General features: G+C 65.7%; 13 protein-coding genes. All 13 read left to right on the top strand.

From position 1 onward, the window contains the following. Positions 1-176 precede the first annotated feature (176 nt). The 13 genes from trpS to ABIG06_RS11660 all read left to right on the top strand — a co-directional run bounded on the left by trpS (position 177) and on the right by ABIG06_RS11660 (position 11,553). Positions 177-1,229, top strand: coding sequence for a tryptophan--tRNA ligase (gene trpS, locus ABIG06_RS11600; protein ID WP_124162459.1), 1,053 nt, complete (start codon positions 177-179; stop codon positions 1,227-1,229). An 89-nt stretch (positions 1,230-1,318) separates the two neighbouring features. After that, positions 1,319-1,813 (top strand): universal stress protein, encoded by a 495-nt coding sequence (locus ABIG06_RS11605; RefSeq protein WP_124162458.1) that lies wholly within the window; start codon positions 1,319-1,321, stop codon positions 1,811-1,813. Positions 1,814-1,961: 148 nt separating this feature from the next. Beyond that, the gene (locus ABIG06_RS11610) at positions 1,962-2,531 is read left to right on the top strand and encodes a NifU family protein (RefSeq protein ID WP_124162457.1); all 570 of its coding nucleotides are present in this window, start codon (positions 1,962-1,964) and stop codon (positions 2,529-2,531) included. An 88-nt stretch (positions 2,532-2,619) separates the two neighbouring features. Further along, positions 2,620-3,315, top strand: a complete 696-nt coding sequence (gene tsaB, locus ABIG06_RS11615; RefSeq protein ID WP_370136524.1) for a tRNA (adenosine(37)-N6)-threonylcarbamoyltransferase complex dimerization subunit type 1 TsaB — start codon at positions 2,620-2,622, stop codon at positions 3,313-3,315. After that, positions 3,312-3,797, top strand: a complete 486-nt coding sequence (rimI, locus tag ABIG06_RS11620) for a ribosomal protein S18-alanine N-acetyltransferase (protein ID WP_370136525.1) — start codon at positions 3,312-3,314, stop codon at positions 3,795-3,797. Before tsaB ends, rimI begins: the two co-directional genes overlap by 4 nt. Before the next feature lie 38 nt (positions 3,798-3,835). Continuing rightward, positions 3,836-4,291 carry a Fur family transcriptional regulator gene (locus tag ABIG06_RS11625; protein WP_124162454.1) on the top strand — a complete coding sequence of 152 codons (456 nt, stop codon included), beginning with the start codon at positions 3,836-3,838 and terminating at the stop codon, positions 4,289-4,291. A gap of 5 nt (positions 4,292-4,296) precedes the next feature. Beyond that, positions 4,297-4,977: an HAD family hydrolase gene (locus ABIG06_RS11630; RefSeq protein WP_124162453.1), complete on the top strand. Its 681-nt coding sequence runs from the start codon at positions 4,297-4,299 to the stop codon at positions 4,975-4,977. A gap of 190 nt (positions 4,978-5,167) precedes the next feature. Beyond that, positions 5,168-6,562: a tRNA (N6-isopentenyl adenosine(37)-C2)-methylthiotransferase MiaB gene (gene miaB, locus ABIG06_RS11635; protein WP_424578281.1), complete on the top strand. Its 1,395-nt coding sequence runs from the start codon at positions 5,168-5,170 to the stop codon at positions 6,560-6,562. A 64-nt stretch (positions 6,563-6,626) separates the two neighbouring features. After that, complete coding sequence (locus ABIG06_RS11640; protein WP_124162451.1) at positions 6,627-7,622, top strand: PhoH family protein; 996 nt, start codon at positions 6,627-6,629, stop codon at positions 7,620-7,622. A 58-nt stretch (positions 7,623-7,680) separates the two neighbouring features. Next, positions 7,681-8,190 (top strand): rRNA maturation RNase YbeY, encoded by a 510-nt coding sequence (gene ybeY, locus ABIG06_RS11645; RefSeq protein ID WP_124162450.1) that lies wholly within the window; start codon positions 7,681-7,683, stop codon positions 8,188-8,190. Between the two features lies 1 nt (position 8,191). Further along, the gene (locus ABIG06_RS11650) at positions 8,192-9,310 is read left to right on the top strand and encodes a hemolysin family protein (RefSeq protein WP_245454603.1); all 1,119 of its coding nucleotides are present in this window, start codon (positions 8,192-8,194) and stop codon (positions 9,308-9,310) included. After that, positions 9,307-10,920, top strand: coding sequence for an apolipoprotein N-acyltransferase (gene lnt / locus ABIG06_RS11655; RefSeq protein ID WP_370136529.1), 1,614 nt, complete (start codon positions 9,307-9,309; stop codon positions 10,918-10,920). The genes ABIG06_RS11650 and lnt overlap by 4 nt, the downstream gene beginning before the upstream one ends. A gap of 219 nt (positions 10,921-11,139) precedes the next feature. After that, a complete protein-coding gene (locus ABIG06_RS11660) occupies positions 11,140-11,553 on the top strand; it encodes a helix-turn-helix domain-containing protein (RefSeq protein WP_007603895.1) in 414 nt (137 codons plus the stop codon). Positions 11,554-11,584: the final 31 nt, after the last annotated feature.

Here is an 11,584-nt window from a genome sequence, read left to right on the forward strand (position 1 = left end):
GATTTGCGCAGCAAATCGGGGGAGGGACTAGCTCCCTCGATGGAGCCCACCCCCTCACCCGCGCCTTCGGCGCGACCTCTCCCGATGAGAGAGGTGGAATTGCCCTTGACGGGGCAGCGCCGCTGTTGGAAACGACGGCCGAATAGCTTCAGGAAGGCTTGCCAGGAAAACTAACCATGCCATTCGTTGAACGGGTCTTTTCGGGCGTCCAGCCGACGGGCAATCTGCACCTCGGCAATTATCTCGGCGCGATCGTCAACTTCGTGAAGATGCAGGAAACCCACAACTGCATCTATTGCGTCGTCGACATGCACGCGATCACGCAGGGCGTCGACGTCTGGGGCGGCCCGGCCGAGCTCACGCGCAACACCCGGGAGGTGACTGCGGCCTTCATCGCAGCCGGCATCGATCCCAAGAAGCACATCGTGTTCAACCAGAGCCAGGTCTCGGGCCATGCCGAGCTCGCCTGGATCTTCAACTGCGTGGCCCGCATGGGCTGGCTCGGCCGCATGACCCAGTTCAAGGAGAAAGCCGGCAAGGACCGCGAAAACGCGTCCGTTGGCTTGTTCGACTACCCCGTGCTGATGGCCGCCGACATCCTGCTGTACCGCGCCACCCATGTTCCGGTGGGCGAGGACCAGAAGCAGCATCTCGAGCTCTCGCGCGACATCGCGCAGAAGTTCAACAACGATTTCGGCGATTCCATTCGCGCGCAAGGAAACAATGACGGCCTGTTCTTCCCGCTGCCGGAACCCCTGATCACGGGCCCGGCGACGCGCGTGATGAGTCTGCGCGACGGCACCAAGAAGATGTCGAAGTCGGATGCCTCCGACAATTCGCGCATCAACCTCACCGACGACGCCGACACCATCGCGCAGAAGATCCGCAAGGCGAAGACCGATCCGGAGCCGCTGCCGACGGAGGAAAAGGGCCTGGAAGCCCGCCCCGAGGCCGACAATCTCGTCGGCATCTTCGCCGCGCTCTCCGGCCGCTCCAAGGCCGAGGTGCTCCGCGAGTTCGGCGGCGGCCAGTTCTCCAGCTTCAAGAACGCGCTGGCGGAGCTGTGCGTCACCAAGCTCGCGCCGATCGCCGGCGAGATGAAGCGCCTTGTCGCCGACCCCGGCCATATCGACGCGATCCTCATCGACGGCTCCGACCGGGCCCGTGCCATCGCCGACGAGACGATGAAGCTCTCCAAGGACATCGTCGGCTTCATCCGCCGGCGCTAAAGCGGTCGGCGCCAGGCGCCGATCGCGTCTCCTCTCCCCAAGCGGGAGGGAGTGTGGCAGCATGCGGCCATGCACTCGCCGGGACATGCATGACCAGCAAGCGACTTTGCTTCGAGCCGGGTCACAAGCCCAAATGCCTCGTCGTCGTCGACGACACCGCTGAATGGGATCGCGCGGTCTATTATGCCAGCCGCTGGGCGATCCGCGCCGGCGGCGGCGTGGTGATGCTGCGCATCATCGAGCCCGAGCAGCAGAGTCAGGAATGGCTTGGCGTCGCCGACATCATGCGCGCCGAGGCGCATGAATCGGCGGAGGCAGCGCTCGACCGCGCCGCCGGCCGGGCCAACGGCATCGCCGCAATCACGCCGGAGCGGGTGATCCGGGAGGGCGCACCGATGGAACAGCTGCTCGCGGTGATCGATGAGGACCCCGACATCGCGATGCTGGTGCTCGCCGCCAGTCCCGGAGCGGAAGGGCCGGGGCCGCTGGTTGCACTGCTGACGCACGAGCTGGGCACGTTCCCGGTGCCGGTGACCATCATCTCGGGCGCGTTGAGCGACCAAAGCGTGGATTCGCTGTCGTAGCTGCGCTGCCGCTCACCCTCCAGGGAGGGCCAACTCCCTGATTTCTATGTGCTAATAACCCACCTGCCCTTGATCGTGCGTTCCCCGTCGCCATCTGCTAGGGGATAGGCACGCGCCGGCCTTGAACCGGCGACGTCTGGAGAGAACCATGTTCATTCAAACCGAAGCCACCCCCAATCCCGCCACGCTGAAGTTCATTCCCGGCCGCGTTGTGGTCGACGGCAGCCCCGTGGAGTTTTCGAGCCGCGAAGCCGCAGGTCGTTCGCCGCTCGCCGAAAAGCTGTTCGACGTGCCCGGCGTCACCGGCGTGTTCTACGGATCGGACTTCATCACCGTGACCAAGGCGAGCGGTGAATGGCAGCAGCTCAAGCCCGCGATCCTGGGTGCCATCATGGAGCACTATATGTCGGGCGCGCCGCTGCTTGCCGACGGCACGGCGCAAGGCGACGCCGATCTCGACGACGAGGACGAGTTCTTCGACGAGGCCGACGCTGAGACGGTCGACATGATCAAGGACCTGATCGAGACCCGGGTGCGGCCGGCGGTCGCCAACGACGGCGGCGACATCACCTTCCGCGGCTTCAAGGACGGCATCGTCTATCTCAACATGAAAGGCGCCTGCTCCGGCTGCCCGTCATCGACGGCGACGCTCCAGCACGGCATCCAGAATCTGCTCAAGCACTTCGTGCCCGACGTGGTCGAAGTCCGGCCGATGTGATTAGAGCGCGAATGGCGAGTAGCGAATGGCGAATGGAACTCCGATCGGCTAGACTGTTCGCCATTCGCCACTCGCCATTTGCTTTTTCATGCTGATCCTCGCCATCGATACTGCGCTCGACGCCTGCTCCGTGGCCGTGCTCGACACCGAATCGGCCGAGCTCCTTGCACAGGAGCAGCTGCTCATGAAGCGCGGCCACGCCGAGGCTCTGATGCCGATGGTCGCGCGGGTGATGCAATCGGCCGATCTCGCCTTCACTGCGCTCGATCGCATCGCCGTCACCGTCGGTCCCGGAAGCTTCACGGGCCTGCGCGTCGGCATTTCGGCGGCGCGCGGCCTTGCGCTCGCGGCCGAGCGGCCGGCCGTCGGCCTGACTACCTTGTCGGCCTATGCCGCCCCCGTCGTGGGCCAGAGCGGAGCGGCGCCCGTGCTCTCCGCAATCGATGCGCGGCACGATCACGTCTATTTCCAGATTGTCGCCGGCGACGGCAGCCAGCTGGTGCGACCTAAGGTCGCCAGCATCGACGAGGCGATCACGGCCTCGCAATTCGGCGCGCCGCATCTGGTCGGCAACGCCGCAAAGATCCTCGCCGATCGCTGGCCGAAGGATGGACCGCGACCTGTTGCAGTCGACGCGCAGCCCGCGCCCGATATCGGCTGGATCGCCTGGCTCGGTGCGGCGGCCAATCCCGACACCACGCCGGCGCGGCCGTTCTATCTGAAGGCGCCCGATGCAAAGCCGGCGGCGCAGAAGCCGCTCGCAGCGCAAGCCGCAACCTCATGATGGGATGGCTGTCGGAGTGGTGGCGCGGCGGCAGTGCCGTCGTCGAGCCCGCGACCTTGCGCGATGCCGCGCGGCTCGCGCAGCTGCACGGCGCCTCCTTCGCGCGCGGCTGGGGCGAGGGCGAGTTCGAGAGCATGATCAGCGAGCGCAACACGCTGGTGCATCGCTTGCGTCTCGGCCGCAAGACGATCGGCTTTGCGGTGTCGCGGATCGGCGCCGACGAGGCGGAAATTCTCTCGATTGCGGTGGACGGGGCTTATCGCGGCCGCGGCCTCTCCCGCACGCTGCTGATGACCCATCTCGGCCACCTCGCCGGGCGCGGCGTGCGCACGATATTTCTCGAGGTGGAGGAAAATAACCAGCCGGCGCGGCGGCTCTACGATCGGACCGGATTCGTGGTGGTCGGGCGCCGCGATCGCTACTATAAGCAGCCCAACGGGGAACAATTGAACGCCCTTCTGATGCGACGTGACTTGTCGTAACATCGGTGGCAGAAAGCGCCCGCCAGGCAGACAACGCTATGACCACACTGAAACATTCTTCTGCATCCAAGGCGTCCGATATCGAGGCGCGCTGCGCCGCAACGGGCATGCGCATGACCGAGCAGCGCCGTGTCATCGCCCGCGTGCTCGCGGAAGCGATCGATCATCCCGATGTCGAGGAACTGTACCGGCGCTGCGTCGCGGTCGATGACAAGATCTCGATCTCGACGGTCTATCGCACCGTGAAACTGTTCGAGGATGCCGGCATCATCGAACGCCACGATTTCCGCGAGGGTCGCGCGCGCTACGAGCAGATGCGCGACAGCCATCACGACCACCTCATCAATCTGCGCGACGGCAAGGTGATCGAGTTCACCTCGGAGGAGATCGAGAAGCTGCAGGCGGAGATCGCCCGCAAGCTCGGCTATCGGCTGGTCGACCACCGGCTCGAGCTCTATTGCGTCCCGCTCGACGACGACAAGCCGACGAATTGAGTTTAGTGCCGATAGATCTCATCATCTTCGATTGCGACGGCGTGCTGGTGGACAGCGAGGTGATCTCCTGCCGGGCGCATGCGGACGTGCTGACGCGGCACGGCTATCCGATCACGTCGGAGCAGGTGTTCGCGCGCTTCCTCGGCCGCTCGACAAAACAGGCCAATCTGGAGATCGAGACCGAGCTCGGGCGCAAGCTGCCCGAGGCCTATCACGGCGATCTTCAGGACGAGCTGTTTCGCGCATTCGAAGCCGACCTCGAAGCGATCCGCGGCATCCACGACGTGCTGGATGTCGTCACGCAGGCCGTCTGTGTCGCCTCCAGCGGCTCGCATCCGCGCATGCGCGTGAGCCTCGGGAGCACCGGGCTGTACGAGCGCCTCGCGCCGAACATCTTCTCGGCCTCGCAGGTGAAGAACGGCAAGCCGGCGCCGGACCTGTTCCTGTTCGCGGCGAGCCAAATGGGCGTACCGCCCGAGCGCTGCGTCGTGATCGAGGACAGCCTGGCCGGCATCGCCGGCGCCCAGGCGGCGGGGATGACCGTGTTCGGCTTCTGCGGCGGCAGCCATTGCGGCAACGGCCACGCCGAGACCCTGCGCCAGGCTGGCGCCGACCTGACCTTTGCCGACATGCATCAGCTGCCCGAGCTGGTCCGGCGGGTCGCGGCGGACGCCGTGGCGGGCTGATGTTGCCCCGGACTGTCATTCCGGGGCACGCGCGACGCGCGTGAACCCGGAATCTCGCAGTAAAACCTCTGGATTCCGGGTTCGCGACTGCGTCGCACCCCGGAATGACGGGACCAAGACCCCAATCGCTGGATTTTCGCCCCTCCAGCCTATATCTGAGGGCCGTCCTCCTCCTCCATTTTCGGGTTCCATGACGCCGCCGCGCAAGCTGCACATCAAATCATATGGTTGCCAGATGAATGTCTACGATGCCCAGCGCATGGTGGACACGCTGGCTCCGGAAGGATTCGTGGAGACGGCGAGCGCGGAAGATGCCGACCTCGTCATCCTCAACACCTGCCATATCCGCGAGAAGGCCTCGGAGAAGGTCTATTCCGAGCTTGGCCGTCTGCGCGTCGCCAAGGACGAGGCCGCGCGTGCAGGCCGCGCGATGAAAATCGCGGTGGCGGGCTGCGTGGCGCAGGCCGAGGGCGAGGAGATCGTGCGCCGCGCGCCCGTCGTCGATGTCGTGGTGGGACCGCAGAGCTACCATCATCTGCCTGAGCTCTTGAAACGCGCCGGCGACGAAGGCCGCGCGATCGAGACCGAATTTCCCGCCGCGGACAAGTTCGGCTTCCTGGCCCAGCCGAAGCCCGATGCGATCCGCGCGCGCGGCATTTCCGCGTTCGTGACGGTGCAGGAAGGCTGCGACAAGTTCTGCACCTTCTGCGTCGTGCCTTACACGCGCGGCGCCGAAGTCTCGCGCCCGGTGGCGAAGATCGTCGACGACGTGAAGCGGCTCGCCGATAACGGCGTGCGCGAGCTCACGCTGATCGGGCAGAACGTCAACGCCTATCACGGCGACGGGCCGGATGGAAAAACCTGGCCGCTCGGCCGGCTGCTCGAGCGCCTGGCCAAGATTCCCGGCATCGCGCGGCTGCGCTATTCGACCAGCCATCCCCGCGAGGTCGACGACAGCCTTATTGCAGCCCATCGCGATCTCGGTGCCCTGATGCCCTTCGTGCACCTGCCGGTGCAATCGGGCTCGGATCGCATTCTGGCGGCCATGAACCGCAAACATACCGCCGATGATTACCGGCGCGTCATCGACCGTTTCCGCACCGCCCGCCAAGATATTGCTTTTTCATCAGATTTTATCGTCGGCTTCCCCGGCGAGAGCGAGCAAGATTTTCTCGCCACCCTCGCGCTTGTCACGCAAATCGGCTACGCTGCGGCTTATTCGTTCAAATACTCCGCCCGGCCGGGAACGCCGGCCGCGGATATGCAGGAGACGGTGTCCCCCGCCGAGATGGACCAGCGATTGGAGCGGCTCCAGGAACTGATCGACAGCCAGCAATCGGCCTTCAACAAGGCTTTGATTGGCTCAACGGTCGATGTGCTGTTCGAGCGTCCGGCGCGCAAGGAGGGCCAGATCGTCGGCCGCACAGCGTACCTCCAGCCCGCCCATGTGATGGCCTCGCCCGACATCATCGGACAAATCCTGCCGGTCCGCATCGACAGCCTCGAACGCTACAGCTTTCTCGGCGACCTCGTGACGCCGCGCAACGCGCGCGAGCCCGCTTTATCGCAAGCCATTGGAGCCTGAACCCTTGCCCAAAAGCGCATCGGATTCGCCTTCGTTCGCTCCCAGCCGCAAATTTGACCGCGACATGCAAGTTCCGCCCGAGACCCAGGTCGTCATCGATTTCGACGACAACCGCGCCGCTTCCGCCCTGGTCGGCCCCTACGGCCAGCATCTGGCGCAGATCGAGCGGCGGCTCGGCGTGGTCGTCGATTCCAAGGGCAATCACATCACCATCGGCGGCAGCCGCGACGGCTGCGACGCCGCGCGGCGCGTGCTGGAGATGCTCTACACGCAGGCCGTGAAGGGACAGGATCTTGACCAGGGCGAGGTCGAAGGCGCGATCCGCGCGGTGATCGCGCAGGGCTCGCTGTTCGAGTTCGACGCCAAATCGGCCAAATCCACCTTCGACAGCATCAACCTGCGCAAGCGCCCGGTGCGCGCGCGCACGGCCGCGCAGGACTCCTACATCCGCGCGCTGAAGCGGCACGAGCTGGTGTTCGGCGTCGGCCCCGCCGGCACCGGCAAGACCTGGCTCGCCGTCGCCCATGCCGCGCAGCTGTTCGAGCGCAAGGAGGTCGATCGCATCATCCTGTCGCGTCCGGCGGTGGAAGCCGGCGAGCGGCTCGGCTTCCTACCCGGCGATCTCCGCGAGAAGGTCGATCCTTATCTGCGGCCGATCTACGATGCGCTCTACGACCTCATGGATGCACGCATCGTCGAGCGCGCGCTTCAGACCGGCGAGATCGAGATCGCGCCGCTCGCCTTCATGCGCGGCCGCACGCTCACCAACGCCGCCATCATCCTGGACGAGGCCCAGAACACCACGTCCATGCAGATGAAGATGTTCCTGACGCGTCTCGGCGAGAACAGCCGCATGATCGTGACGGGCGACCCCTCGCAGATCGACCTGCCGAACGGCCAGACCTCGGGCCTGGCCGAGGCGACCCGCCTCCTGAACGGCGTCGAGGGCATCGCCCAGGTTCATTTCAAGGCCGAGGACGTGATCCGCCACGAACTCGTGGCGCGGATCGTCGCCGCCTATGAAGGGCCGCCGCAGCGGCCGGCCAAAGGTCAATCCTGACGAGGCAGCACCGGACCCCAGAGGCGCGAGCACGGCGCCTTTCGTCCCAGACAACACAATGTCCCATTCCAACCTGCCCATGACCGAGGTCCTCGTCGTCGCCGATTGCTGGCAGCGCGAGCCTCATTCCGAAGCCGTGATCCAGCGCGCGGTGGCGGCCGCCGCCGAGAGCGTCGAGGAAGACGTTGCCGACGCGGAAGTGGCTGTGATGCTGACCGATGACGCCGGCATCCGCACCCTCAACAGCAACTGGCGCGGCATCGACAAGCCGACCAACGTGCTGTCGTTCCCCGCGCTCCAGCCGGAGAGCGGGTGGAAGCCGGGCGATGCGCCGCGCATGCTCGGCGACATCGCGATTGCCTACGAGACCATGCGGCGCGAGGCCGACGAGGAACAAAAACCGTTCGATCACCATTTGAGCCATCTCGCCGTGCACGGATTCCTGCACCTGATCGGCTACGATCACGAGAACGACGGCGACGCCGAGGAGATGGAAGCGCTCGAACGTGAGATCCTGGCTCATCTCGGCATCCCCGATCCCTATGCCGACCGCCCGGGGACGCATTGAGATGCCGGATTCCGATCCGATCCAGGACAATCCGCGCAACACGGCCAATTTGCCGGCCGTGGTGACACAAGGCGAGGTGATGCGCCCGGCGGCCGACAGCTGGCTGCTGCGCGCGATCCGGACGCTGTTCGGCTGGAAGGCGGGATCGGTCCGCGACGACCTCCGGGTCGTGCTCGACGCGACGACGCCCGACGACACCGGCTTCTCGGCCGTCGAGCGCACCATGCTGCGCAACATCCTCGGCCTGCACGAGCGCCGTATCGCGGACGTCATGGTGCATCGCGCCGACATCGTCGCAGTGAAGCGCGACATCCCACTCGGCGAATTGATGGACCGCTTCGAGAGCGCCGGTCATTCCCGCCTCGTTGTCTTCAACGAGACGCTCGACGATCCCGTCGGCATTGTCCACATCCGCGACCTGCTCGCCTTCATGACGGCCCGCGCCCGCGTGTCGGAAACCACCAAGACCAAGCGCAAAAAGCCGCTGCCGGCCGGGCTCGACCTGCGCGCCGTCGATCTCGCGCTGCCGCTTCATGATGCGAACATCATCCGCAAGCTGCTCTACGTGCCGCCGTCGATGCGGGCGATCGACCTGCTCGCGCAGATGCAGGCCACGCGCATCCATCTGGCGCTGGTCGTCGACGAATATGGCGGCAGCGACGGGTTGGTCTCGATCGAGGACATCGTCGAGCAGATCGTCGGCGAGATCGACGACGAGCACGACAGCGACGAGCCGCCCTCGATCGTGCGCCTGCCCGACAACGCCTTCATCGCCGACGCCCGCGCCAGCCTCGACGACGTCCGTTCGGTGATCGGCGAGGACTTCGTCACCGGCGAAGCCGGCGAAGAGGTGGAGACGTTGGGCGGCTATCTCGTCAGCTTCGTCGGGCGCCTGCCGGTGCGCGGCGAGGTGATCTCGGGTCCCGGCACTTACGAGATCGAGGTGCTCGATGCCGATCCGCGCCGTGTCAAGCGGCTGCGCATCTCGACGCGGAAGGAACGCCCCGCACCCCGCACCCAGCGCGAGAGCCGGCGCCGTGAAGCGACGCCGGAGAGCGGACAACAGCCGGCCAGCGACACGCCCACGCCGCCACCGAGCGACGGGGCCGGCCCGCAGTGAGTCCATCGCAGCGACTTCGGCAGATTGCGCTTGCCATCATCCTCACCTGGGGATGGCAGCGTGCCGTCATCGCCATGGCAGCCGGGGCGCTGTCGGTGCTGGCACTGGCGCCGTTCAACCTCTTCCCGGTGCTGTTCGTCACCTTCCCGGTGCTGGTCTGGCTGATCGACGGCGCCGGGGCCGGCCGATATGGCGGCATCCCCGCCGCCGCGTTGACCGGCTACTGGTTCGGGCTCGGCTATTTCGTGCCCGGCCTCTACTGGATCGGCTACGCCTTCTTCGTCGACGCCGACGTGTTCGCCTGGCTGACGCCGTTCGCCGTGCTCGGCCTGCCGGCCTATCTGTCGATCTTCACGGCGTTGGGCTTTGCGCTGGCGCGCCTGCTCTGGACCAAGAACGCCACGCGCGTGCTTGCGCTTGCGGCGAGCCTGACCATAAGCGAATGGCTGCGCGGTCACGCACTGACCGGCTTTCCCTGGAACGCGTTCGGCTACGCGCTGTCCGAGCCGCTGCCGCTGGCCCAGACGGCGTCGCTGATCGGCCTGTGGGGCATGACGTTCCTGACGGTTGCGATCTTCGCGAGCCCAGCGACGCTGATCGACCGCACGCCCGATCGCCGCCTGCCGTGGCGCGTGCCGGCGGCGGCCGTCGCGCTTCTGATCGTCATGAGCATCTTCGGCGCAATCCGCCTGACGCTGCATCCGACCACGATGGTCTCAGGCGCCAAGCTGCGCCTGATGCAGCCGAACCTCCAGCAGGACGCAAAATTCAACTATGCCGCGAAGGCGGAGGTGATGAAGAAGTACCTTGCGCTGTCGGACCGCGCCTCAGGCCCGCAATCGACCGGCGTGCGCGATGCCACCATCCTGATCTGGCCGGAATCCGCGTTTCCGTTCTTCCTGACCCGCGAAGCCGATGCGATGGCGCAAATCGCCGAGCTCCTGCCCAAGGGCACCGTGCTGATCACGGGGTCGGTCCGCGCGCCCGACCTGCCGCGGGGCACGCCGATCACGCGCGCCTATAACTCGATCTACGTGATCGATCACGACGGCAGCGTGCTCGCTGTGTACGACAAGGTGCATTTGGTGCCGTTCGGAGAATTTCTCCCCTACCAGGCGTTGATGGAGAAGCTCGGTTTCGAGCAGCTGACGCGTGTGCGCGGCGGCTTCATCGCCGGCAGCGTGCGGCACGCGCTGCCGGTCCCCGGCGTACAGCCGGCACTGCCGCTGATCTGCTACGAAGCCATCTTTCCCGGCGAAGTGGCTGGACGCAACGAGCGTCCGGGCTGGATCGTGAACCTCACCAATGACGGCTGGTTCGGCATCTCGACGGGGCCCTATCAGCATCTGGAGCAGTCGCGGATGCGCGCGATCGAGCTCGGATTGCCGCTGGTCCGCTCCGCCAATACCGGCATCTCCGCCGTGATCGATCCGGTCGGACGCACGGTCGCGAGCCTCGGCCTCGGCCTCGAAGGCATTCTGGATGCAAACCTGCCGGCCGCGATCGCGCCGACCGTCTATGCACGGGTGGGTGATGTACCAGCAATCATGCTCGTCGCGCTCGCCGTGATTGTGGCCGTCCGCCGCCGCGTCGCCAAACGACATCCCTGATTGCCTCTCATGGGCGTGGCCGGAAACCTTTGACAACCGTAGTCCCACGGTTGACAGACTGCACGCGGGCTCCCCATTCTGCACCGGCTGCGAAAGACAGCGGTGCGTTGCTAAATTTCTCCGCAATGTTTCCCAATAAGAGGGTTTGGTTTTGACGGATGCTGCACCCGAGGCATGCTTGATGATTGCGCCGAAGGTGATGTTTGGAGGGCTGAGGAAATGTCGAAAGCGCCCAACCCTGTTGACAAATATGTCGGCAGTCGCGTGCGCATGCGCCGCATCATGTTGGGCATGAGCCAGGAGAAGCTCGGTGAAGCTTTGGGCCTGACTTTCCAGCAGGTCCAGAAATACGAGAAGGGCACCAACCGGGTCGGCGCGAGCCGTATCCAGCAGATCGCCGAGATTCTCCAGGTGCCGGTGTCCTTCCTGTTCGAAGGCGGCCCGAGCGGCGTGCCGGGTCCGGATGGCTTCAGCGAAGGCGCCTCGCCCTCTTACGTCTCGGACTTTCTCGCGACCTCCGAAGGGCTCGCCTTGACCAAGGCGTTCACGCGAATCACCGATTCGAAGATGCGACGCTCCATCGTGGATCTCGTCGAGCAGATTGCGGCTCGCGAAGGCCCCGACAAGCGCTGAAGCGCCGTTTCCATGGCGATTTGAGACCGCG

Origin of the sequence: Bradyrhizobium sp. USDA 326 (genome assembly GCF_049739485.1) — a bacterium.
Taxonomy (GTDB): domain Bacteria; phylum Pseudomonadota; class Alphaproteobacteria; order Rhizobiales; family Xanthobacteraceae; genus Bradyrhizobium.